Source organism: Asaia sp. HumB (genome assembly GCF_030263835.1).
GTDB classification, from domain to species: domain Bacteria; phylum Pseudomonadota; class Alphaproteobacteria; order Acetobacterales; family Acetobacteraceae; genus Asaia; species Asaia bogorensis.
The window spans coordinates 1,470,523-1,492,855 of record NZ_JARPML010000002.1 but is presented as its reverse complement, the minus strand read 5'-3'; the positions used below and the strand labels follow the sequence as shown (position 1 = coordinate 1,492,855).

Annotated in this window: 20 protein-coding genes and 1 tRNA gene; 12 read left to right on the top strand and 9 right to left on the bottom strand. The window is 60.6% G+C overall.

Translation table 11 applies throughout. The annotated features are described in order from the left end of the window. Positions 1 to 27 precede the first annotated feature (27 nt). From P5689_RS07790 to P5689_RS07770, 5 genes are all read right to left on the bottom strand, one after another. Complete coding sequence (locus P5689_RS07790) at positions 28 to 1,527, bottom strand: efflux transporter outer membrane subunit (RefSeq protein WP_023978299.1); 1,500 nt, start codon at positions 1,525 to 1,527, stop codon at positions 28 to 30. Next, positions 1,524 to 4,616 (bottom strand): efflux RND transporter permease subunit, encoded by a 3,093-nt coding sequence (locus tag P5689_RS07785; RefSeq protein ID WP_035444340.1) that lies wholly within the window; start codon positions 4,614 to 4,616, stop codon positions 1,524 to 1,526. The genes P5689_RS07790 and P5689_RS07785 overlap by 4 nt, the downstream gene beginning before the upstream one ends. A 34-nt stretch (positions 4,617 to 4,650) precedes the next feature. After that, positions 4,651 to 5,796 (bottom strand): efflux RND transporter periplasmic adaptor subunit, encoded by a 1,146-nt coding sequence (locus P5689_RS07780; protein WP_023978297.1) that lies wholly within the window; start codon positions 5,794 to 5,796, stop codon positions 4,651 to 4,653. A gap of 283 nt (positions 5,797 to 6,079) precedes the next feature. Continuing rightward, positions 6,080 to 6,892 carry an SDR family oxidoreductase gene (locus P5689_RS07775; protein WP_285532695.1) on the bottom strand — a complete coding sequence of 271 codons (813 nt, stop codon included), beginning with the start codon at positions 6,890 to 6,892 and terminating at the stop codon, positions 6,080 to 6,082. A 251-nt stretch (positions 6,893 to 7,143) separates the two neighbouring features. After that, entirely contained in the window at positions 7,144 to 8,304 is a 1,161-nt protein-coding gene (locus P5689_RS07770) for an AI-2E family transporter (RefSeq protein ID WP_235075438.1), read from the bottom strand. Between the two features lie 367 nt (positions 8,305 to 8,671). Between P5689_RS07770 and pqqA the strand changes: the two genes are divergently transcribed. The 5 genes from pqqA to pqqE all read left to right on the top strand — a co-directional run bounded on the left by pqqA (position 8,672) and on the right by pqqE (position 11,905). Beyond that, positions 8,672 to 8,752 carry a pyrroloquinoline quinone precursor peptide PqqA gene (gene pqqA / locus P5689_RS07765; RefSeq protein ID WP_023978294.1) on the top strand — a complete coding sequence of 27 codons (81 nt, stop codon included), beginning with the start codon at positions 8,672 to 8,674 and terminating at the stop codon, positions 8,750 to 8,752. Between the two features lie 114 nt (positions 8,753 to 8,866). Next, positions 8,867 to 9,778 (top strand): pyrroloquinoline quinone biosynthesis protein PqqB, encoded by a 912-nt coding sequence (gene pqqB, locus P5689_RS07760; RefSeq protein ID WP_285532694.1) that lies wholly within the window; start codon positions 8,867 to 8,869, stop codon positions 9,776 to 9,778. Next, entirely contained in the window at positions 9,775 to 10,521 is a 747-nt protein-coding gene (gene pqqC / locus P5689_RS07755) for a pyrroloquinoline-quinone synthase PqqC (protein WP_285532693.1), read from the top strand. The genes pqqB and pqqC overlap by 4 nt, the downstream gene beginning before the upstream one ends. Further along, on the top strand, positions 10,518 to 10,826 hold the full coding sequence (gene pqqD / locus P5689_RS07750; RefSeq protein ID WP_285532691.1) for a pyrroloquinoline quinone biosynthesis peptide chaperone PqqD: 309 nt from the start codon (positions 10,518 to 10,520) through the stop codon (positions 10,824 to 10,826). Before pqqC ends, pqqD begins: the two co-directional genes overlap by 4 nt. Next, positions 10,823 to 11,905, top strand: coding sequence for a pyrroloquinoline quinone biosynthesis protein PqqE (pqqE, locus tag P5689_RS07745; protein WP_285532690.1), 1,083 nt, complete (start codon positions 10,823 to 10,825; stop codon positions 11,903 to 11,905). The genes pqqD and pqqE overlap by 4 nt, the downstream gene beginning before the upstream one ends. 104 nt (positions 11,906 to 12,009) lie before the next feature. On the opposite strand, the gene hemJ is transcribed toward pqqE, so the two are convergent. The 3 genes from hemJ to hemE are packed head-to-tail and all read right to left on the bottom strand — an operon-like array spanning position 12,010 to position 14,230. Beyond that, positions 12,010 to 12,462 (bottom strand): protoporphyrinogen oxidase HemJ, encoded by a 453-nt coding sequence (gene hemJ / locus P5689_RS07740; RefSeq protein WP_062165582.1) that lies wholly within the window; start codon positions 12,460 to 12,462, stop codon positions 12,010 to 12,012. Then, entirely contained in the window at positions 12,459 to 13,166 is a 708-nt protein-coding gene (locus P5689_RS07735) for an HAD family phosphatase (protein ID WP_285532687.1), read from the bottom strand. Before P5689_RS07735 ends, hemJ begins: the two co-directional genes overlap by 4 nt. A gap of 8 nt (positions 13,167 to 13,174) precedes the next feature. Beyond that, the gene (gene hemE, locus P5689_RS07730) at positions 13,175 to 14,230 is read right to left on the bottom strand and encodes a uroporphyrinogen decarboxylase (RefSeq protein WP_023978288.1); all 1,056 of its coding nucleotides are present in this window, start codon (positions 14,228 to 14,230) and stop codon (positions 13,175 to 13,177) included. Between the two features lie 318 nt (positions 14,231 to 14,548). Between hemE and P5689_RS07725 the strand changes: the two genes are divergently transcribed. From P5689_RS07725 to P5689_RS07695, 7 genes are all read left to right on the top strand, one after another. Continuing rightward, positions 14,549 to 15,181: a nucleoside triphosphate pyrophosphatase gene (locus tag P5689_RS07725; RefSeq protein ID WP_051757748.1), complete on the top strand. Its 633-nt coding sequence runs from the start codon at positions 14,549 to 14,551 to the stop codon at positions 15,179 to 15,181. Between the two features lie 83 nt (positions 15,182 to 15,264). Next, positions 15,265 to 15,340, top strand: a tRNA-Ala gene (locus P5689_RS07720). Positions 15,341 to 15,511: 171 nt separating this feature from the next. After that, positions 15,512 to 15,805 carry a YtcA family lipoprotein gene (locus tag P5689_RS07715; RefSeq protein WP_023978287.1) on the top strand — a complete coding sequence of 98 codons (294 nt, stop codon included), beginning with the start codon at positions 15,512 to 15,514 and terminating at the stop codon, positions 15,803 to 15,805. A 9-nt stretch (positions 15,806 to 15,814) separates the two neighbouring features. Next, positions 15,815 to 16,837 (top strand): biotin/lipoyl-binding protein, encoded by a 1,023-nt coding sequence (locus tag P5689_RS07710; protein ID WP_035439556.1) that lies wholly within the window; start codon positions 15,815 to 15,817, stop codon positions 16,835 to 16,837. Positions 16,838 to 16,860: 23 nt separating this feature from the next. Continuing rightward, complete coding sequence (locus P5689_RS07705; RefSeq protein ID WP_285532686.1) at positions 16,861 to 19,038, top strand: FUSC family protein; 2,178 nt, start codon at positions 16,861 to 16,863, stop codon at positions 19,036 to 19,038. A gap of 28 nt (positions 19,039 to 19,066) precedes the next feature. Continuing rightward, the gene (locus P5689_RS07700; protein WP_285532685.1) at positions 19,067 to 20,644 is read left to right on the top strand and encodes a TolC family protein; all 1,578 of its coding nucleotides are present in this window, start codon (positions 19,067 to 19,069) and stop codon (positions 20,642 to 20,644) included. Then, positions 20,641 to 21,087, top strand: a complete 447-nt coding sequence (locus P5689_RS07695) for a MarR family transcriptional regulator (protein ID WP_285532684.1) — start codon at positions 20,641 to 20,643, stop codon at positions 21,085 to 21,087. The genes P5689_RS07700 and P5689_RS07695 overlap by 4 nt, the downstream gene beginning before the upstream one ends. Positions 21,088 to 21,164: 77 nt before the next feature. On the opposite strand, the gene P5689_RS07690 is transcribed toward P5689_RS07695, so the two are convergent. Beyond that, positions 21,165 to 22,292, bottom strand: coding sequence for an alanine--glyoxylate aminotransferase family protein (locus P5689_RS07690; protein ID WP_285533862.1), 1,128 nt, complete (start codon positions 22,290 to 22,292; stop codon positions 21,165 to 21,167). Positions 22,293 to 22,333: the final 41 nt, after the last annotated feature.

Genomic DNA, 22,333 nt, shown 5'->3' with positions numbered 1-22,333 from the left:
GCCGGGCGCACGGAAATCCGAACCGGGTCAGAACGCCGCGTGCCAGTCTGTCGAGGGAACCTTCATAGCGGTATCGTTACGATGCCACCACCCTCCCCCGAGAGCCTGAAACAGGGCGACGCTATCGGTAAAGCGCGTGGCTCTGGCCTGAATCAGGTTGAGCCGCGCCTCAAGTTCGATCTGCACCGCCGCCTGGAGCAGCACCGGGCTGATATCGCCATAGGACATCTGGCTTTGTGAAATGCGCAGACTGCGCACAGCCGCATCCTCATTGGCTGCGCTGATGGTAAGCGCGTCGGAATCATCCTGAAGGGCATGCAGTGTATCGGCCACGTTCTGCATCGAGGTCAGCACGGTGTTCTTGTACTGCTCGGTGGCCGCCAGAAGATTGGCGCGCGCCTGACGCTCCAGATGCATCAGCTCAAAACCCTGAAAGATCGGCTGGGCCACCATCGCGCCGATCGACCAGTTGCCATAGCCGGGGGTGAAGAACTGGCTCATGGCATTGATGGCCTGACCCGGCGTCGCGGAAAGCTGCACATTAGGCAGACGGTTGGCAATGGCGACGCCCACCTGCGCGCTGGCGCTGTGCATCTGCGATTCTGCAGCGCGTATGTCGGGGCGCTGGGTCAGAAGCGCGCTGGGCAGGCTGACCGGCAGGGTCGCGGGCAGGCGATAGGCCTCAAGCGGAATCTCGGGCAACACCTCGTCGGGCGTCGTGCCGACCAGCGCAGCAATCTGATCGTGAGCCTGCTCGGCCTGCAGATGCAAAGGGGGCAAGGTCGCTTGCGCCTGGGTCACCGCGGCTTTCTGGGCCAGAAGCTGGGCTTCCGAAATATCCCCAAGCCTGAACTGCTTTTCCATCACACCAAGAAGCTTCTGCTGGTTGGCAATGATGTCGCTCGTGGCGTTGATCTGGGCGTTGAGGCTCGACTGCGTGATGAGCGAGACAATCAGCGTATTGATCAGCGTATTGGTGGTGGCAATCAGCTGGAAGCGCTGCATTTCCGCCTGCGCCGCCTGGGATTCCACCTGCCGGCGTAACCCGCCCCACAGATCGGGCTGATAGGAAATGTTCAGCTGAAGCGTGTGCAGGTTATACAAATAGTCATTATTGCCCGGCACAGGTGACAGCGCCTTGGACGTCTTGTTGCGTGTCGGGTTGAATGAGGCCGAGATGCTGGGCAGCAAGGGTGCGCCCGCGACCTTGGTTTGTTCATAGGCAGCCTTGAGCGTCGCCTGTGCTGATCTGAGTGACGGGTTGTTCTGCAATGCCCGCGTGACCAGGGCATCGAGTTGCGGCACACCCAGCGCCTGCCACCAGGCGCCCGACAGATCGGCCCCGGCTGTCAGGGTCTGAGCGGCTCCCGCTGAGCCGGTTCCGGTCGTGCCATGAATGGAGGCCGGGAGGGCCTTACTCTGGTAACCACCCGTTCTGAGCATGTCAGGACGATGGAAATTCGGGCCAATGGCGCAGCCCGAGAGCGCCAGACTGGCGGCGCAGGTCAAAAGCACACGGCGTTTCATGACACACCTCCCGAACGGCGCGCCTTGCGGCGTTCGATGTAATGCTCCAGCTCGAAAAAGAAGACCGGCAGAACAAAAAGGGTGAGCAGGGTTGCAATGCCGAGCCCGCCCACGACAACCGTCGCCAGACCACGCTGCACGTCGGTGCCGACGCCTGTTGCGAGTGCTGCGGGCAGCATGCCTGCGCTGGCAACCGTAGCCGTCATCAGCACGGGGCGGAAACGCTCAGCTGCACCGGCCAGCACGGAATCATGGATGCTCAGCCCCGCGCGATGATGGCGGTTGATGGCCGCAATCATGATGATGCCGTTCTGCACCGCCACACCAAACAGCGCGATGAAGCCCACAGCCGTCGCGATATTGAGTGTCTCTCCGCGCAGATGCAGCGCAATGAGCCCGCCCAGCGTGGCCAGCGGCACAACACTGAGCACCAGCACAGCATGACGGAACGTCCCGAACTCCATGAAAAGCAGCAACAGCATGATCGAGAACATCACGAGCAACGCCACGCCCAGACGGGCCTGCGCACGCTGCTCCTGCTCGAAGCTGCCAGCCCATTGCAGGCGATATTTGCGGGGGTCGAAATGCACCTCTGAGGCAATGCGCTTTTGCGCGTCCTCCAGATATTGCGAGAGCGGGCGCACACCATTATCGACGCGAATGGTGATCTGACGCTCCCCCATCTCATGGGCGATATTGCTCTCACCCATATGCAGCCCGACATCGGCCACCTCGGCCAGTGTCACCGGGGCGCCTTCGGTCGAGCGCAGGGGAAGCGCGCGTATGGAAGCCAGATCGGTCAGATCATGCGAGCCTACATGCAGCGTCGCGTTATACACGCGATCTTCCACATAGACCTGTGTGATGGCGCCATCGCCAATCGCGTTCTGCACGACAGTACTGATGTCGGACACGTTGATGCCATAACGTGCCGCCTGCTCGCGGCGTGGCGTCACCATCAGCTGCGGAATCTGCGGCTCCTGAAAGATCGAGGCATCGGTCGTGCCAGGCACCTCATGCAGGATATTCACGATCTGACGGCCAATGCGGCGCAGTTCGTGGAAATCATTGCCATAGACACGCAGCACGAGCGGCGAATGGGCACCGCCCACCAGATCGTTCATGCCATCCTGAATCGGCTGGCTGATCCCGAAGCTGATACCGGGGATCTGATAGAGACGCTCGCGCAGGCGGGCGATGAACTGGGCCTTGGTCTCGCCGCTGGCCCACTGGTCATAGGGCTTGAGACCGACCGGCATTTCGATGTGCGAGAACGTCCACGGATCGGTGCCGTCATCGTTACGACCAAGCTGGGTGATGGCGTAGGAAGTCTCGGGAAATTCGCGGACCGCAGAGCGAACCTCGCTTGCAATACGGCTGCCTTCATCCAGCGAAATGCCGGTGGGCAACTGCACCTGAAGCCAGAGCGCGCCTTCGTCCAGATCGGGCAGGAATTCGCGCCCGACCGTGGCCCCCAGAATGACCACCGAAAGCAGCGCAGCACCACCCCCGATATAGGTCACGAGCGGGCGGGCCAGCATATGATTGAGCCCACGCTCATAGGCATGATGCAGGGCTTCGAGCGGGCGGTTATGCCAGATGCGTCTTGGCTTGTACAAAGCCAGATAGCTCAGCGTCGGGATCAGGCAGAGGGCACAGGCCAGCGCCCCCATGAGCGCAAAGCTCACCGTATAGGCCATGGGCCGGAACAGCTTGCCCTCGCTCCCCTCGAACGCGAAGAGCGGCGAATAGGCCACGATGATGATGAGCGTGGAGGAGAAGATCGAGCGTCCCGCGATACGCGCTACGCTCAGGACTTCGGTGCTGGTCAGGGTGGCCTTGGGTGATTCCTCGCGCAGGCGCAGGATCGCCTCGGTAATCACGATGGCCCCGTCCACGATCACACCGAAATCGATGGCCCCGAGCGAGAACAGATTGGCCGCCATGCCAAAGAAATGCATGAGCACGAAAACGGTGGAAAGCGCGAGCGGAATGGTGACGGCAGTAACGACCGCACTGCGGGGGCTGCCGAGGAAGAGAGTCAGAATGACCAGAACGAGGCCGATACCCTCGACCATGGTCTCGCCAACCTTATGGGTGGTGGCCTTCACCAGATTATCGCGGTCGATATAGGGAACGAGCCGTACATCGAGCGGCTTCAGGCGCTCCTGAAGCCCGTCCACCACGTGATGCACGTTGTCCAGAACGAGCGAGGGGTTGGCACCTGACAGCATGGTCACGATGCCCTCGATGGTATCGGGATTATTGTCCTTGCCCAGAATACCTTCGCGGATCTGATGCCCGAACTGCACCTGCCCCAGATCGCTTAGCAGCACCGGCGTGCCGTTATGCTGCGCCACGACGATGCGCTTCATGTCGTCCAGCGTGTGGATCATGCCCACACCACGCACGATATAGGACTGCTCACCGCGCGTGATACGCCCGCCCGCCGCATTGGCGTTGTTGTTCTTGATGGCGTTGACCACGTCATCGGTGCTCAGCCCGTAACGCAGCAGGGCGTCCGGCTTGAGCACGAGCTGATACTCGCGCGTCAGACCGCCGAAATTATTGACGTTGACGATGCCCGGCACACGCTGAAGCGTAGGGATGACAATCCAGCGCTGCACGTCCGAAAGCTGCATCAGATCCATCGAATCCGATTCCAGCGTGTAGCGGAAAATCTCGCCGGCAGGTCCGGTGATCGGGCCAAGCTGCGGGGTCACGCCATCGGGCATGCTCGCCGTGCCGAGCAGTTCCAGCACCAGCTGGCGCGCCGTGAACACATCGATGCCGTCATGAAAGATCAGGGTGATCAGCGACAGGCCGAACGTGCTGCTCGAACGGCTCTCGGTTACGCCCGGCACGGCTGCCAGAGCCCGTTCCAGCGGCACGGTAACCTGCTGTTCCATTTCCTCGGCGGCCAGGCCGGAAACCTGGGTCGTGACCTGCACATTGACCGCCCCAAGATCGGGATAGGCCTCGACGGGCAACACACGCCAGGCATAACCGCCCGCAAGAGCCAGAAACACGGCGCAGATGAAAACGATATGGCGGCGCGCAAAGCACCAGGAAATCAGGGTCGCAATCACGGATTAGGAAGCTCTCATCTGCGGCGCTGACAAATCAGTCGTTATCGTTGAGAAGAATGGCGCCACGCGTGACGATATGCTCACCACCCTGCAAGCCCGAGAGAACGCGGACGCTCTCCCCCTCATCATAGCTGACCGTTACGGCGCGACGGCGGAAATGCATGGGAGCACCATCCTGCACGAAGACCGTAAGGCGGTCGTTGTTCATCAGAAGGGCGGTCTTGGGGATGATCACCATGTCCGGCTGCTGAACCGCAATCTCGACATCGGCAAACATGTTGGGGCGCAGGGCTCCATCAGGATTATCGCACAGGATATGTGCGATGACCCGGCGCGTATCGCTGTGCAGGGCAGGGTCGATCGACTGGACGGGCGCTACGCAGTGCCGGCGGGGCAGGGCACTGATGGCAGCATTCATCGGCTGGCCAACGGACACCATACCCGCGGACTCCTCAGGAATTTCAGCGTCGATCTGCACCTGGGAGATATCGAGCAGAACCGCCTGAACGGCTGTGGCATCCGTGATGTTCACACCCGGTGCCAGCGTGGTGCTGGCCACCAGCCCGTCTATCGGTGCCACCAGTCTCACCAGACCCTCGCCATCCTGGTCAGTGCGACTGTTGAGGGATTCAAGACGACGCTCGGCACGCTGACGCTCGGCGCGGGCCTGAGCCAGATCGTTGCTGGCAGAGTCCAGATCCTTGCGGGCATTGCCCCCGATGGAGAGAACCTCCTGGGCGCGTTTGACCACCTGCGCCTGATAGGTCTCCTGCGCCCGCGCCTTGAGCAGATCGGCATAGGCCTGATCGAGATCGCCAGAGGCCAGAACCGCCAGAACATCCCCCTTGTGCACGATCTGACCGGGCTGAAGGCTGGTTGCCGTTACATGGCCCGTAACCGGCGTCAGGATATTGATGCTGCGTGTCGGCTGTGCCTGAATCATGCCGGGCACACGCAACCCATGGGCCAGCCTGCTCGTTGTCACAGGCTCGACATGCAAACGCTTCATGAGCGGGGAGTCATCGGTTACGATAACCATACCGTTCTCACGGGCGAGCTGGGCTCTCGGCCGATCGGAATGCGATGCCCCATGTTCATGGATGATCGTGATAACGATCCCGAGAAGGACAATGGCGATGAGCGCTGCCAGACCAAGGCGGCGTAGGAAAGGTGCCTGCATGGTCAGGCAAGGCCGTCATGGGAGCGCATCAGAACCTCGGCTCAGGATGTTTTGAAATAGTTTGTCGCGGTTGATAGCCGTTCAACCATGCTTCGCCAAGCGGTCTCCAGCCTCAGAACGATGTTCTAATAGGACAGGTCGGTTGAAGGCGCATGATAATTTCATGTCATACGCCGGACCGGGGGAATTTCGTACTGAATTCGAGCGAAAGCGTGCGGCGTCGGACAGCGCATCAGGCACCCCCTTGGGGCACCCTACCCGTCCGATTGCCAGCCCGGCAGCGCTATGTCGTGCCGTAGAAAAACTGGGCGGTTGCACCACCGTCGATGAGGAAGTCACTTCCCGTTATATAGCCGCCTTCAGCACCGGTAATTAGTGCCGCGAGTGCGGCCACCTCATCGGGTGTTCCTGCGCGGCCTGCCGGGGCATCGGCAAGCATCTGGCGATAAAACGCTGCCCGCTCACCATGCAACTCGTCATAGGCAAGCGGCGTGATGATGATCCCGGGACTGATTGCATTGATGCGCGCGCCGCGTGTTCCCCAACGTGGCGCTTCTCCCCTCACCCGCAATGAGTTGCAGCGCTTGGACATCTGATAGGCAAGAAGCGTGTCCGTAATCTCCCGCACAAAGGGAAGAGCAAGGAGCCTATCGGCGGGCGTCGTGGCCAGCTGCCTGTCCTGCTCGGCACTGAGAGCCGGCATTCGATGGCCCGACTGGGATGAGATCACGATCCCCGATCCCCCTTTTGCGACAGCCTGCCCAAACTCTTCGAGCAGCATGGCTGTTCCGTAGAGGTCAACCTTGAGGATGGTCTCTACTGGCGCCTGTGATGGCGATACACCGGCTGCCTGAACGAGAGACATGAGCGGGCCGATCTTACTGGCCGCCTCGACAAGGGCCCGGACAGACCGTCTTTCCGAGACATCGACAGTGATCACACTTGTCTCGAATCCTGCCAGTTCGAGAATACCGGCCGCCTTCTCTGCATTTTCCAGGTGCAGATCAGCGAGCACGACGTGACGTCCACTGCTTATACGGCGTGCAATCGCCTGACCAATCGACCCAGCCCCGACAACGACGGTAACGTCCTTCATGCGCTCTCCCTGATTGCAGAAACCCTGCACCCACCCTGCAAATGCAGCGGGTGGTTCCGATCAGATGATACAAAGCCCGTGTGCCGTCCATTAGTGCCCGTTCGGGACATGGCCTTATGCATCAGGTTCATGAAACCGGCCTCGTAAGCCCCCCGGACTGCTCGTATTCCAGTCACAACAGTGATCAGGATTGTGCCGATCTCATTTCTGCCCGATCTGCTCCCACCGGGTAGCGCGCCAAACCATCTCTGTTAGGGTGTAGCCTCGGGCTTGACCTCAGGGCCAAGCGTACGAAGCGATCGTGGTCTTACAGGTCCGCCCAGCACATGCCCGATGGGTGAAAGCCCCTCGATATGGTCGCAGAAGATCTTGAACACGGCGAGCATGGGCACGGACAGGAACGCTCCGCCAATCCCCCACATCCAGTCCCAGAACAGAAGGGAAGCCATGACCAGCACCGGGTTGAGCGTGAAGCGCTTGGCCAGAAGCATTGGGGTGATCGTCTCACCTTCGAGGATATGGATGCACAGATAAATGGCGGGTGGCAGGAGCGACATCAGGAAAGACGGAAAACTGATCAGCGCCACACAGAAATAGACGACCACGCCAGTCAGCGGCCCGATGATCGGTACGTAATTCAGCAGGAAGGCCAGAACACCCCAGAGCAGCGGATTGGGCATACCGGTCAGCCAGCATTGCAGCAGGTTCAGCAGCCCAACGAGAATGTTCATGATGGTAATGGTGGCAAGATAGAGCGAGACATTGCGCTCAATCTGCGTCGTGATCTGCACCAGCCGTCTCTTGTCGGAGTAGGTCGGCATGATCTCGACGATACGACGCAGCAGGCTGTCGCCTTCCGTCATCAGGAAGAACAGCATCAGCAGCATGGTGAAGAACTCACCCATGAATGCCCGCGTCCCGATCAGAAAGGAGGACCCCCAGACGCGCAGCGTCTCAGCGCCATTCGAGGCCGATGACGCCGCCGCCGAGGCAGCGGTCACATGATGATGCCCGCCACTGGACATCAGGGCGATCACTCGCAGGTAGCCGCGCTGGACCGAGTCAATCGGCCCCTGAAGAAAGGCGAGTTTCTGCTGAAGCGCAGGAAGGCTCTGCGGCACTTTGGTCAACCACGCCGCAGCCGGCACCGAAATGGCGGTGCCAATGCAGACGACCAGCAGGAACATGGCGATGATCAGCAACAGCGCCGAGATGGGCTTCGGGATACGCAGCCGCCCATGCAGAAAGCGCATCGGCCCGATCATCAGCAGATTGACGACCATCGCAAAAACGAACGGCAGCACGATATCGGCGGCAAAATAGAGGGTGTAGAACACCGCCAGAAGCGACAGGATGAGAATGCCGACATCACGCAGGCCGAGGCTGTGACGCATCATGGCCTTGCGGATCATCCCGGCCTGATGCACGTCATTCCGCACTTCGGAATTATCCGTATCGGACGGGGCATCGGGCATGATTTTTGCCCCTGCGCCGGTTTGACCGAGGCGTGGCACGCCCCCCTCGGACCCGGTTTCAGGCTGGGGCATGTCCGAAGTCAGCGACGGGCCTGACATGGCGGGCGTTTCTTTCCTGAAAGACGGGTTGCTGCGCGGGAAAAGGCGCTGTCATGAACGTCGATCAACCGCCCGGGACCACAAACGTTGCCATCAACGTGATGCACGTTACATTTTATTGGGTTGAATCACGTTGGCTTGCAACCCATTTTCGGGTTCTATCTTTAGGCTGATACAGCACATTGTTTCATTGAAGGATATCGTCATGGCCTGGAACACCCCGAAGGTTACCGAAATTCCGCTCGGCGCCGAAATCAACTCCTATGTCTGCGGCCAGAAGAAGTAAGTTCTTCGCAGGACCGTTTACCTTCAACAGCCGCACCCCTTGTGCGGCTGTTGTCGTTTCTGGCCGGGCTGAACCGCCCTCTGCCAGCCGATCACGAACAGACCGACCCTGACCATGCTCGATATCATCGTTCTTGGCAGCGGCGCCGGTGGTGGGTTTCCTCAATGGAATTCGAACGCCCCGGCTTGCCGTGCCGCAAGAGAGGGCCGAATTCCCTCACGCAGCCAGGCCTCCCTCGCCGTCAGCGGCGATGGCAAGCACTGGTTTCTGCTCAATGCCTCGCCTGATCTCAGAGCCCAGATCCTGGCAACGCCAGAACTGCATGCGCAGGATGCACTGCGTTCCACGCCGATACAGGGCGTTATTCTGACCAATGGCGAAATCGATTCCATCACCGGGCTGCTGACTTTGCGCGAGCGCGAGCCCTTCCGGCTTTATGGCACGTCCGCCACGCTGGCCCAGCTGGATGCCAATCCGATTTTCGAGGCCGTAAACCGCGAGATCGTGCCACGCCTGCCGCTCGATGACGAAACACCCCTCACCCTGCCCAACAAGGACGGCACAGCCTCAGGTCTGACGCTCACCGCCTTTGATGTGCCTGGCAAGGCACCGCTTTACGCCGAGCATCTGCCAAGCCAGAAGGGCGAGACAATCGGGCTCGAAATTACCGACGGAAAGCACACGATGGTCTTCCTGCCAGCTTGTGCCGATCTCACCCCTTCCATACGCACACGCATTCGCGCGGCCGATGCGCTGTTCATGGAAGGAACACTCTGGCGTGATGACGAGATGATCCGTGCCGGGCTCAGCCCGAAAACCGGTCTGCGCATGGGGCATATCTCGATGTCCGGCCCGCAAGGCATCATCGAGACCTTGCATGATGCGCCCTCCCATCGCGTCTTCATTCACATCAACAACTCGAACCCCGTCCTCGTACCGGACTCGCCGGAACGCCGGATGGCGGAAGAAGCAGGCTGGATCATCGGTCAAGATGGCCTGCGCCTGACCCTTGGAGAAAGATCATGACGGTTCTATCCCCCGATGCCCTCGAAGCCCGCCTGCGTGAAATCGGTGCCGAGCGCTATCACAACCGTCATGCCTTCCATCGTGCCCTGCATGACGGCAAGCTGAACCGCACACAGGTTCAGGCCTGGGCCCTCAACCGCTACTATTATCAGGCGTCCATTCCGGTGAAGGACGCCACATTGCTCGCCCGCCTTCCTACAGCCGAGCTGCGCCGCGAATGGCGACGCCGTCTTGAGGACCATGATGGCAACGAACCCGGCACGGGCGGCATTGCGCGCTGGCTGAAACTGACAGACGGGCTCGGTCTGTCGCGTGACTATGTCGAGAACCTGCAAGGCATGCTGCCCGCGACCGGCTTCGCCGTGGAAGCCTATGTGCATTGTGTGCGCGACCGCTCCGTTCTGGCGGCCATCGCGTCATCGCTTACCGAACTTTTCTCGCCCACCATCATCAGTGAGCGCGTCTCCGGCATGCTGCGCCACTACGATTTCATTTCGGAAGAGACACTGGCCTATTTCGCCCCACGCCTCACCCAGGCGCCACGTGATTCCGATTTTGCGCTGGCCTATGTGAAGGAACACGCCCGCACTGCCGAGCAGCAGAAAGAGGTCATCGACGCGCTGATCTTCAAATGCAACGTGCTCTGGACCATGCTCGATGCGCTGCAGCATGTGTATATGGAAGGCCATCCCGCCCCCGGCGCCTTTGCCGGTGCCCATACCCCGGAGGCTTTCAGCGCGTGAGCGTTTCGGAAGACAGCATTCTGAAATTTACCCGCGGTCATCGCCTTCAGCATGACCGCGTGCGCGATGTCTGGCTCGTTCAGGCTCCTGAAAAGGCCTTTATTGCTGATCCCATTGCCGCTGCCATCCTGCGCCTCGTCGATGGCGCCCGCCCCTTGAGCGCCATCATCGAAGACCTCGCTGCAACCTATCATGCCCCCCGCGAAATCATCGCAGCCGATGTGCAGGTTCTGCTTGCTTCGCTGATGGATCAGAAAGTTCTGGTCGAACAAAGCCCTCAGAACGGGCAAACTCCCGCATCATGAGCTTTACCCCGCCTCCCATGAGCCTGCTGGCCGAGCTGACCCATCGTTGCCCGCTCGCCTGCCCCTATTGCTCCAATCCAATCGATCTGGAGCGACGTGCGTCTGAAATGACCACGGCCGACTGGCTGCGCGTGCTGGACGAAGCTGCGGCACTCGGGGTGTTGCAGGTTCACTTCTCAGGCGGTGAACCCATGGCGCGGCATGATCTGCCCGAACTGGTGCGTCACGCCAGTGCGCTCAATCTCTATACCAATCTCATTACCTCAGGCGTGCTCATCAACGAGGCGACCCTCTCCGCCCTTGATGAGGCTGGCCTCGATCATGTCCAGCTCTCCTTTCAGGATGTCGAGGAAGCGGGCGCAGAGCGTATCGGCGGCCTACGTGGTGCGCAGGCCAAGAAGCTCGAAGCCGCCCGCCTGATCAAGTCACGCGGTATTCCCCTCACGCTCAATTTCGTCGTGCATCGCGAGAATGTAGCGCGTGTGCCTGACATGCTCAATCTTGCCCATGAGCTCGGTGCCGGACGCGTGGAGATTGCTCATACCCAGTATTATGGCTGGGGCCTGAAGAACCGCGATCTGCTCATGCCATCGGCCGCGCAGCTCGAAGCCTCGACGGAAGCGGTGGTGAAAGCCCGTGCCCGCTTTGGCAACAGCCTCGCCATCGATTATGTCACCCCGGATTATCATGCTGACCAACCCAAGCCCTGCATGGGAGGGTGGGGCCAGCGCTTCGTCAACATCACCCCCTCCGGCAAGGTGCTGCCCTGCCATGCCGCCGAGACCATTCCGAATATTACCTTTCCCAGTGTCACAACCGACTCTCTGGGCGCGATATGGCAGGACTCCCCCCTGTTCAACCTGTTTCGTGGCACGGACTGGATGCCCGAACCCTGCCGTGGTTGCAGCCTGAAGGAAGTCGACTGGGGCGGTTGCCGTTGTCAGGCCCTCGCCCTGACAGGCGATGCAGCGGCCACCGACCCCGTCTGTGCCCGCTCAGACCGTCATGCGCTGGTCATGGAAGCCGCAGGGGCCGGACATGATGGTGATTTCACCTATCGGCGATTTTCCAAGGCGTAAGATACGCGGGGTGCGGCTCTATACCCCACCAGAGGATAGTCGTCCTTCTGGACCCTGATGGACTCAACGGGGCTGACCCCTCCGCGAGTGCAGGGCCTTGCCTTTTATCCCGAGAAAGGCCGCGCCACGATCATGATGACGATAACGATCATCAGAAGGGTCGGCACCTCATTGGCAATACGGTAATAGCGCTCGGGATGAAGCCGCAGGTCATGGGAAAACTCGCGGCGCCACCGGGCACAGAAGCCGTGGAAACCGCAAAGCAGCAGAACCGTGACCAGCTTGATCCACCACCATGGGGCGGACCAGTCGATCACACCGGGAAGCGAGGCGAGGAGACCGCCAGAGATCAGGGTGGCGATCATGGCCGGTGTCATGATGGCACGGAGCAGACGGCGCTCCATGATCTGGAAGCGTTCGCTTTCAGGCGTGCCGGGCTGAACCTGTGAATGATAAACGAAAAGCCGTGGCAGATAGAAATTACCTGCCATCCATGAGGTGAAGGCGAGGATATGCAGCACCTTGAGCCAGGGAAACCAGGGGAGGAGGGCGCTCATCGGTTTTGCTCTTCCATAACGCTGGCCAGCATGGGGGCAAGTTCATCGAGATGGGCGATACGGCGTAACCCTGGCCAGTCGAGCGCGGGCGATGGCCCTTCGGCACGCAGCAGGATGCAGGCCATACCGGCATCATGTGCCGCCTGCACGCCGGTATCGGAATCCTCGATCACCACGCAGGCAGAGGGGGCAACGCCTTCCTGCTCTGCGGCATGGAGGAACACATAGGGGTCTGGCTTGGGCCGCATCATGTCACGAGCCGAATGAACCCTCTCTTTCGGAAAGAAGGGCTCAAATCCGACACGGGCAAATTTGACCTCCATCTCGGGCCATGAGGAATTCGAACCAACGCGAAAAGGCAGACCGAGTGCCTGCACGGCTGACAGCATGGCAGCAGCGCCTTCGATCGGTGCGGCTTCATCGCGCATCAGATCGACCAGCCGGTTCTGCATGATGGCGACGTAGTCATCACCCAGATCGAGGCCGGTCTCGGCTTCGAGTTCGCGCTTGACCTGACCCAGTGCCTTGCCTGCAAAGCGGTGCAGGGCCTCATCATCGCTCAGGGCAATGCCATGATCGCGGGCAGCACTGGCCACCAGACGGCAGGAAGGCCCCTCACTGTCGATCAGCACGCCATCACAATCGAAGATGACGAGACGAAGCTGACCGGAGGCACAAAGGGCTGAAGGGCGCGTATCGGACATGATGAGCGTCAGCCGATATCGCGCACGGCATCGACCAGCGCACCAACATGCTCGGGTGGGGTATCGGGCATGACACCGTGACCGAGATTGAACACATGCGGCCGCCCCTTGAGGGCATCGCGGATGGTGCGTGCCTCGTCAATCAGACCCTTTCCGCCATTGCGCAGAATGATCGGGTCGAGATTCCCCTGAAGGGCCAGCGTGTCAGGGCAGAGCGTCGCCATCTGCGCCAGATCGACCGACGTATCACAGGCCAGCGCATCGACACCGGTCTCACGGGCATATTCGAGGGCCATCAACCCAGCGAGACGGGGGAACCCGATGATCTTCACACCGGGTCGGGCGGCGCGGATGCCCTGCACGATGGCGCGTGTCGGGGCGATCACATGCTGGCGGAACTGGGAAGGAGGCAGCAGACCGGCCCAGCTGTCGAACAGCATGACAGCCTCGGCACCGGCATCGATCTGGCCGATCAGCATGTCGGTCGTTGTCCTAGTCAGCAGGGCGATGAGATCGCGATAAAGCTCCGGGTCCTGCAACGCCATGGCACGGGTGACACCGAACTCCCGCGAGCTGCCGCCATCGACCATGTAGCAGGATACGGTGAAGGGGCTGCCGGCAAAGCCCAGAAGCGTGGTGGATTGAGGCAGTTCGCGAGCCAGAATCCGCAATGTTTCCTGGATTGGTGCCACGGTTTCGGCTACGCGGGCAGGAGACAGGGCCTCAAGCGCAGCCCTGTTGCGGATCGGCTCCATAACGGGGCCGCGCCCTTCGATGAATTTGAGATCCTGACCCATGGCCCAGGGCAGGACGAGGATATCGGAAAACAGGATGGCGCCATCCATGGCAAAGCGCCGGATTGGCTGAAGGGTCAGTTCGGCTGCAATGTCCGGGGTGGTACAGCGCGTCAGGAAGTCTGCCTTGGCACGCTCGGCGCGGAATTCGGGCAGATAGCGTCCGGCCTGACGCATGAGCCATACCGGAGGCGGCCAGACGGCCTCACCGTGGAGGACACGCAGGAGCGGTTTTGCAGGCGCTGACTGGGGTGAATTTTCGCTATCCATACCGACCAATAACCATAAAAGAAAAAAGATAGATATCCTGTCGGATAGGTTGATCCCTGTGGATGACGGGGTACCCAACTTTCCCAAAACGTACCCCGACTTACCAACACTGTGTACAAACGATAAACCCTTTGGTTTGAGGCATTTGCGCAGGTTATCCCGAAATACCCACAGAAGGCCTGTGTACAACCCACTGGTTCTGCCGAAGAAAGTACAATCCACGGTACTCGGTACGCCCTCTCTCCCAGGCTCGTACAATCCCCATGTACCCCAGTACTGACGGTACTCATTCACCCCTGATTTCAAAGGAGACTCGAGATGGAGTCGAAGCGTGCGAATCCCGGAACGCCAAGGCTAATACTGGCCAGTGGATCAACGGCCCGGCTTGGTTTGCTGCGCGGTGCCGGTCTCGATGTGGTGTCCTGTCCGGTAGCGCTGGATGAGTCTGTACTGCGTGACAGGATGCGGGCGGAAAACGCGGGTCAGAACGCCATCGCACTGGCGCTCGCAAATGCCAAGGCCCTAGAGTTTTCAACGAATCCGCAATTTATGAGCGCCGATTTCGTGATCGCGGCAGACCAGATTCTGGAGTGCGATGGCGTCGGTTTCGACAAGCCGGAAAACAGGCAGGCGGTCAGGGAACAGCTTATCACCCTGCGTGGGCGTACGCACCGGCTTCAGACGGCTGTCGTGCTGTACAAAGGTGGAGAGAAGCTCTGGGAGCATCTGGCGACACCCGAACTCACCATGCGCGATTTCAGCGATGGCTTTCTGGAAGCCTATATGGAGGCTGAGGGAGACGTACTTCTATCCTGTGTTGGTGCGTACCGGCTTGAGGGGCCAGGTGTACAGCTTTTCAGTACGATCAGGGGTGATCACGACGCCATTCTAGGTTTGCCCCTCCTGCCCTTGCTGGCTGTACTGCGCGATTTCGGTATCGCGAAAAAATAGTGTCCGGGGGGGGTTGCCAGAGGCAGAGCCCCCCGCTATACCCGCGCCACTGGCCTGACCCAAGGGGCCGGTTCTGATACGGCGGGGCCATAGCTCAGTTGGGAGAGCGCCTGAATGGCATTCAGGAGGTCGTCGGTTCGATTCCGATTGGCTCCACCATCATCTTTCCTCAAAATTCGACTTACGATGTTGCGCTAGGCAAGAATGTAGACGCGCGTGCTTTCTCATGCGAACCAATGGTATGAGATTATCGTATTATCAATATGGTTGATATGTAAACCATATCTGTGCCATGGTTCATGTCTTATCAACAGGATTGACGAGCCAACCATGCGCCTCACCCCATATCCCAGCCGACCAGGTTCGGCCCTGTGGCGGTCACTCCCGTTTTTCATGGCGCTTGGCCTTGGGGGCTGTACACGGGCGCCGTTGCAGGATGTGCTGGGATCGTTTTTCCCGTCATGGATGCTGTGTGCCACGATCGGTGCCGTAGCAGCTGCCCTCCTGCGCGCTGTCATCGGGGTTGTCGGTCTGCAGCAGGCTGTGCCTGCCCCGATGCTGACCTATCTCGCTTTCATGGTCGCCATCACCTTCATGGTCTGGCTTGTGTTTTTCGGTCACTAGGTGGTGTCCATGCGCTCTCTTCCCTCCCGCATCGGCGGTATCTCGCTCCTTATCCTGTCGCTGGCGGCCTGTGTGATTCTGGGATTTCTGGTGCTGGATCGCCTGCACAGCCGGCCCCGAACCGAAGACGCCTATATCGCGGCCAATATCGTCCACCTCGCACCTGAAGTGAGTGGACGCATTGTTTCCCTGCCCGTTCATGACAACCAGAAGGTCAGGCGTGGCGACATCCTGTATGTGATTGATCCTGAGCCATATACCTACCGGGTGCAGCAGGCGCAGGCGCAGGTCGATGGTCTGCAGGCCCAGATTGACGTGCAGACCAGCCAGGTCAGTTCCCAGATATCCCATGCCGGTGCCGAGGCCAGCTCGGTAACCAGTGCGCGGGCGCGGCTGACCCTTGCCCAGGCCACACAGGCCCGCCTGTCCCCTCTGGAGAAGCAGGGTTTTGTGACCCGCGAGGCGCTGGATCAGGCACGGGCTGAAACACGCAGTGCCGAGGCAAGCCTGCAATCTGCCCTGCAATCCGCCCTGGCCGCCCGCCAGGCCGTGCGCAGCGTGGCACCCCTGCGGGCCGATCTGGCAGCAGCCCAGGCGGCCCTGCGTGAGGCAGAGCGTGACCTGCGTCTGACCACGGTCAGGGCACCCTGCGATGGCATCGTGACAGACCTGAATGTGGCCGCGGGTGAATACGCCACGACAGGCAAGCCAGTCTTTACACTGGTCGATGACGAGAAATGGTGGGCCATCGCGAATTTCCGCGAGACGCAGCTCGCCGGGCTGGCGCCGGGCCAGAAGGTGACGGTGTATGCCATGGCGCAGCCTGGCACACCCATCAGTGGCACACTCGAGAGTCTCAATGCCGGTGTGGTGCCTGATGAGGGGATGAGCGCCAATGGTCTGCCCAAGGTGCCGCGTACCCTGAACTGGGTGCGCATCGCACAGCGTTTTCCGGTTCGTATCCGGCTTGATAATCCGCCGACTGACCTGATGCGCATCGGAGGCACTCTGGTTGTGGTCGTGATGCGATGAACACCGCCGGGCAGGAGGTGGTGTTGCTAAGGCGAAGGATCTGGCGCGAGGAAACGCCATCGACCTTCGCCTTCCTCAGAAAGGAAATGGCGCCAACTCCCGGTCGGGCGCGCAATACGGCCCTGCTCGTGTTTCAGGTGATTGTCACGATCCTGATTGGCGAGACATTCCGCATCCCCGATCTGCCGGTTCTGGTCTTCATCTGCTTCTTCCTGTCCGGCAATGATGCAGCCTCCAATACCAGCACGGCGCTGATGGGCGGGGCGGTGATTGTGGCGGGCACGGGGCTGACAATCCTTTTCCTGATGCTCAGCCTGTCCGAGCCCGGACTACGCCTGCCCCTGATGCTTCTGCTGACTCTTGCGGCAGGGTTTCTGTCACAGGCCATGACCATGGGGTCTCTGGCCAATATCCTGCTCTTCTGGATCGTCTACATGACCATGAGCGCGGATATGCTGCAGAATGTCGGCTATTCGCTGGACGGGTTCATTGGCAACACGACCGATAGTGCCGTGCCCGACGCGGCCTTCATGCCGCCCGAAGAGGCCATGCTGCATACCCTGCTATGGGTCGGCGTGGTATTTGTCATCGCGCTGTCGATCATTGCGGTGGTCAATCGCCTGGCCGGACATGATCCGCTCACCATGCTGCGTGCAGGGCTCGCACAGCGCTTTCGTGCCGTGGCGCAGGGGTGCGAAACCGGGGCAAGACCTGAGATGGCCCAGATGCGCCAGATTGCCTCACTGGCCGATCAGGGCGTGGCCTCGCTGCGCCAGTTTCATGACCTGAGCATCAAGCTTCATCCTGAAATCACAAGCCGTCATGTCGGGATTGCGATCATCCGCAATACGGCCCGTCTTGTCATGATCCTGCTGGCCTGGAGTCGGCTCGATACAACCGGGCGAGGCACGGCCTTCCTGCACCGTATGGGGCTGATCGTGGAGCAGTGCGGTGCTGTCTATAGACAAGGACGCGACAACGTGGCCGTGATCGATTTTGATGAGGCTGCGCTCCAACGCCTTGCCGATGAATTCAGCGATGATTCGAAGCTCTACCCGCTGGCCAGTGAATTCATTCGTTCGGTCACCATCATTCATGGCCTGCTTGTCCGCCCCGAGACGACTGCCGCCCAGTTTGCGCCTGAAATCAAGGCGGCGGCCCGCAGTTTTTTCAAGCCTGATGCCTTTACGAACCCGGCCTATCCGCAGGCGGCCATACGGATCGCGCTTTCCGTGGTTATCTGTTACGCCATCACGCGTTTTACCTCCTGGCCGGGTATCCAGACCTGCGTCGTGACGTGCTTTCTTGTCTCGCTCGGCACAGTGGGTGACTCCGTTCACAAGATGCTCCTGCGTGTCACGGGTGCCATGATCGGGGCGATATGCGGTATTGGCACCATCCTTACCCTCATGCCATCCCTCACCGATGTTCTCGATCTCGTTCTGGTGGTGATCCCGGTGGCTGCCTTCGCAGGCTGGATCAAGAGCGGCAGCGAGCGCATCTCCTATGCCGGCGTGCAGATCGCGATGGCCTATTTCATGACCATCCTGCAGGGCTATGGCCCGACGCTGGACATGGAGACGGCGCGCAACCGCGTTGTGGGTATCCTGATCGGTAATGTCGTCGTGTATCTGATGGCTGCGGCACTATGGCCGGTGAGTGCGACCAATGTGGCGCGCAGCCATCTGGTCGGAGCGGTGCGTCAGCTGGGCGGGCTGATAGCCTTGCGGCGCAAGCATCCTGAGCAGGCTGTCGATATCGGGCAGGAAATGGAACGCGAGAAATTCGGTCGCGCCATTGCTGCGACGCGTATGGCCCTGCGCAATGCGCCCTTCGAGGAAGAGCGTCTGAAGGGCAACGCCTTCATTCCCGATATCACCCTGCCGCTTGTGCGTGACATCCAGCTTCTCTCCATCCCCGTGGCCGTCATCTCGGATGTGAGGCGCGCGCCTGACGACATGGCACAGGCGCAGGTCGACCAGCTTGCGGGATGGTTCAGCGAACTGGCGCAATGGCTGGAGGACGGCCGCGACGGTCTTGCCCTTCAAATGCGTCTGCCACCCCTGCCCCTGTTGCCTCATGACCCCCAGCGCATGGTGTGGTTCGGCCTGCTCGATGAGGGGCTGAGACTGATTATCCAGCGCTATGACCCTGACGCTGAAGCACGGCCCGGACAGGGCGCCATGACAGAACAGGCCTGATGCCCGCCATGCAGCACGGATTTTTCCGATGACCCCAAACCTCGTCTCACACCGCACCCTCCTGTTGCGCGGTCTTCCTCTTCTGATGCTCGGTGCGATGCTGGCCGGATGCAATGACACGCGTGATCTGGCGCCGCAGAGTGCCGATCACGCGTGGCACCCGCATGGGGCGACAGGTCTCACCCTGCCGCCCGACATACGCAATCCTTCTCCCGACTGGCCAATAGGTAAGGGTGTTGGAGCGGCATCGTCCGGCGCCGGCCATGCGCAGCATGCCTTGCCGGAGGGACAGGATCATGTGTTGTCACTGCCGCAGCTGATCGATCTGGCTGAGCGCAACAACCCGCGCACGCGCATTGCGTGGGAGAGCGCGCGGCAGGCGGCCATCGGTGTCGGCATGTCGCGTGCCGCCATGCTGCCCCAGCTTACTTTCTCGGCTATGGGCGGTTTCCAGCGCATGGCACTCCCCCTGCCCAATTATCTGTCGAGCCGCGGCTATCTGACATCGAATGGCGCAGCGGCGTTCCCCAAGCTTGAGCTTGATTATCTGCTTCTCGATTTTGGCCGCACGCGGGCCAGAATCAATGAAGCGAAATTCCAGACGCTTGCCGCCAATTTCGGGTTTTCGGCGGTTCATCAGCAACTCATTCTGGATGTGATCAGTGCGTATCACAGCCAGCAGGCGGCGCAGGCCATTGTCGCGGCCTCTCATCATGCCGTGGATAATATGGCGCTTTTGCTGCGTGCTGCGCAGTCGCGTCATGAGCATGGCGAAGCAACGATCGTCGATGTGGCTACGGCGCAGCGTAATCTGGCTCAGGCACGTTTCGATCTGGACAAGGCGGTCGATGCCGAGCATGGCGCCCATCATGCCCTGTTGGAGGTGACCGGCCTGCCTGCCACCCTGCCGCTCGAGATAGAACCGATGCCTGTACAGGCTTTGCCCCAGAGTTCTCCGGGTCAGATCAGGCAACTTGTGGATCAGGCTCTGGCGTCGCGGCCCGATCTTCTGGCCGATATTGCCAGATTGCGCGCGTCTGACGAAGCCATTGCGGAATCGAAGGCAGCGCTGATGCCGCGTGTTGCCTTTGCCGGAACAATGTCGGGCTATCTGGGGGCGCTCAAGACCTATGGAACGGGTCGCTCGGCGCCGGCCTCGGCCATTGCACAGCCGGAAGCCGGGGCTTTTCTTCAGGTCAGCTGGCCAATCTATCAGGGGGGCTTGCGAGCCAATGCCATCCACATGGCGCAGTCGCAGCATGATGCAGCCGAGGCGACCCTTCTCAAGGATCGTCTGAGCATCGAGCGACAGGTGGCTGATAGTCAGGATGCGCTCGAAACGGCACTTGCCCAGGTAAAATCTGCCCGTGTTCTGAACGATGCCGCCCGCACGGCCAATGAAGGAGCCAGTCAGGCCTATGCGCATGGGGTTGGCACCATGACGGATGCGTCTACAGCAGCTGCGGCCCTGTTCGAGGCGCAGGCATCGCTTGCCGTGAGTGTTGCTCAGGCATTTACCAAGGCGGCAGCGCTGGCCCATGCAACCGGGCAGCTTGATCTGGCGAACAACATGCCCGACGACATGAATACGGCAGCGCCCCGGTGAGCACAGTGGAAGAGAGCCTGACCCTGGGACGCATGATGGGGCTGATTGCCCGGCGCTGGCGGCAGATCCTCGATGTCAGGCTACGCCCGCATGATCTGACCGATGCGACGTGGCAGCCCCTGCTGGAATTGCAGCGATATGGTCGGCCCATGCACCCCAAGGAAATTGCCGAAGCCCTTCTGCTCGACAAATCCTCCATGGTGCGCATCCTCCGCACGCTTGAGGAAAAGGGCTTCATAACCCGTGAGCCCGATGAGGCAGACCGACGGGCCTTTTACGTGCAGATCACCCCGGAAGGTGCCAGGCGCCTCGATGAAGTCCTGCGCTTCTCGCGGGCCATCGAGCAGACCGTCACCGAAGGGATCGATGCCGAGGAACTGGCGATTACCCGCAAAGTAATCGCCCGGATTCACAGCCGGCTGAACGGCCCCGGTCTGGATTAGTCCGGCCAGGATCAACCGGGCCGGGTCGGCCGAGCCCTGATCGAATGGCTCGGGTCTCGCCTGGCCTGCGAGAGTGGTCAGGCCTCGCTTTCCAGAACAGCCTTGAGAGCGGCCAGGGTCAGACGCACCTTGTGCTGCTCGGCATTGTAGCCCATCGCGCCCAGACGCCAGATCTTGCCCACCAGCGGACCAAATGCGGTGCCGATCTCAATCTGGTATTCGTCGCGCATACGGGCCCGCACACGCTCGCCATCAATGCCTTCAGGGATATAAACCCCGGTGACATTGCTCATGCGATATGCATCCTGACCGTAGAGCGTCAGGCCAAGACCCCGCAGTCCTCCAGACATCGCCTTGCCAGCAGCCACATGACGGGCGAAGCGGTTCTCAAGCCCCTCTTCAAGCACCAGGCGGGCACATTCGCGTGCTGCGTAAAGCATCGACGTGGCTTCGGTATGGTGGTTCAGGCGCTTTTCCGACCAGTAATCCATGACCATGGCGAGGTCGAAATAGTTCGAGCGGATGAACGGTCGCGTGCCATCGCTGATGTCATCACGGCGAATACCGCTCTCGACCTTGCGGCGTGAGAAAATGAACTCGGCTGCCCGGTCAGAGATCGTGATGGGCGAGCTGCCTGGCGGCCCGCCCATGCATTTCTGCAGGCCGGCCGAGACCACGTCGATCTGCCATTCATCGGTGCGAACCGGCATACCACCGAGCGTCGCTGTGGCATCGACATAGGAAAGAGCACCATAGCGGCGGCAGAGTGCACCGACACCTTCAAGCGGCTGCGCTGTGGTGGTGGAGGTGTCGCCATGAATGGCGGCAAACACGGCGGGACGATGCTCGGCCAAAGCGGCCTCGATCTGATCGAGCGTGGCTACCTGACCCCATTCCAGATCGATCGTGGCAATCTCGGCACCAAGGCGCTCGGCAATCTCGCCCAGCAACATGCCAAAACGCCCGGAGCGGATGAGCAGAACCTTGGCGCCCGGCTCGATCAGTGAGGTCAGGGCGGCCTCGATACCGGCGCGGGCTGAGCCATCGATCAGGAACGTCCAGCGGTTTTCGGTCATGAACACCTGACGATAGAGCGCCATTGTCTGGTTCATGTAATCGGTCATCTCAGGATCGAACTGCCCGAGCATGTCCGCCCCCATGGCTCGCAGCACGCGCGGATGCACATTGATGGGGCCCGGCCCCATCAGAAGGCGCTGCGGCGGGTTGATCTCACCGAAAAAACTGC

Excerpts from the sequence above, each read along its gene's own strand:
- P5689_RS07790 (WP_023978299.1), bottom strand. The coding sequence starts at position 1,527 with ATGAAACGCCGTGTGCTTTTGACCTGCGCCGCCAGTCTGGCGCTCTCG.
- P5689_RS07780 (WP_023978297.1), bottom strand. The coding sequence starts at position 5,796 with ATGCAGGCACCTTTCCTACGCCGCCTTGGTCTGGCAGCGCTCATCGCC.
- P5689_RS07775 (WP_285532695.1), bottom strand. The coding sequence starts at position 6,892 with ATGAAGGACGTTACCGTCGTTGTCGGGGCTGGGTCGATTGGTCAGGCG.
- P5689_RS07770 (WP_235075438.1), bottom strand. The coding sequence starts at position 8,304 with ATGATCCGCAAGGCCATGATGCGTCACAGCCTCGGCCTGCGTGATGTC.
- pqqA (WP_023978294.1), top strand. The coding sequence starts at position 8,672 with ATGGCCTGGAACACCCCGAAGGTTACCGAAATTCCGCTCGGCGCCGAA.
- pqqB (WP_285532694.1), top strand. The coding sequence starts at position 8,867 with ATGCTCGATATCATCGTTCTTGGCAGCGGCGCCGGTGGTGGGTTTCCT.
- pqqC (WP_285532693.1), top strand. The coding sequence starts at position 9,775 with ATGACGGTTCTATCCCCCGATGCCCTCGAAGCCCGCCTGCGTGAAATC.
- pqqE (WP_285532690.1), top strand. The coding sequence starts at position 10,823 with ATGAGCTTTACCCCGCCTCCCATGAGCCTGCTGGCCGAGCTGACCCAT.
- hemJ (WP_062165582.1), bottom strand. The coding sequence starts at position 12,462 with ATGAGCGCCCTCCTCCCCTGGTTTCCCTGGCTCAAGGTGCTGCATATC.
- P5689_RS07735 (WP_285532687.1), bottom strand. The coding sequence starts at position 13,166 with ATGTCCGATACGCGCCCTTCAGCCCTTTGTGCCTCCGGTCAGCTTCGT.
- hemE (WP_023978288.1), bottom strand. The coding sequence starts at position 14,230 with ATGGATAGCGAAAATTCACCCCAGTCAGCGCCTGCAAAACCGCTCCTG.
- P5689_RS07725 (WP_051757748.1), top strand. The coding sequence starts at position 14,549 with ATGGAGTCGAAGCGTGCGAATCCCGGAACGCCAAGGCTAATACTGGCC.
- P5689_RS07715 (WP_023978287.1), top strand. The coding sequence starts at position 15,512 with ATGCGCCTCACCCCATATCCCAGCCGACCAGGTTCGGCCCTGTGGCGG.
- P5689_RS07710 (WP_035439556.1), top strand. The coding sequence starts at position 15,815 with ATGCGCTCTCTTCCCTCCCGCATCGGCGGTATCTCGCTCCTTATCCTG.
- P5689_RS07700 (WP_285532685.1), top strand. The coding sequence starts at position 19,067 with ATGACCCCAAACCTCGTCTCACACCGCACCCTCCTGTTGCGCGGTCTT.
- P5689_RS07690 (WP_285533862.1), bottom strand. The coding sequence starts at position 22,292 with ATGGGGCCGGGCCCCATCAATGTGCATCCGCGCGTGCTGCGAGCCATG.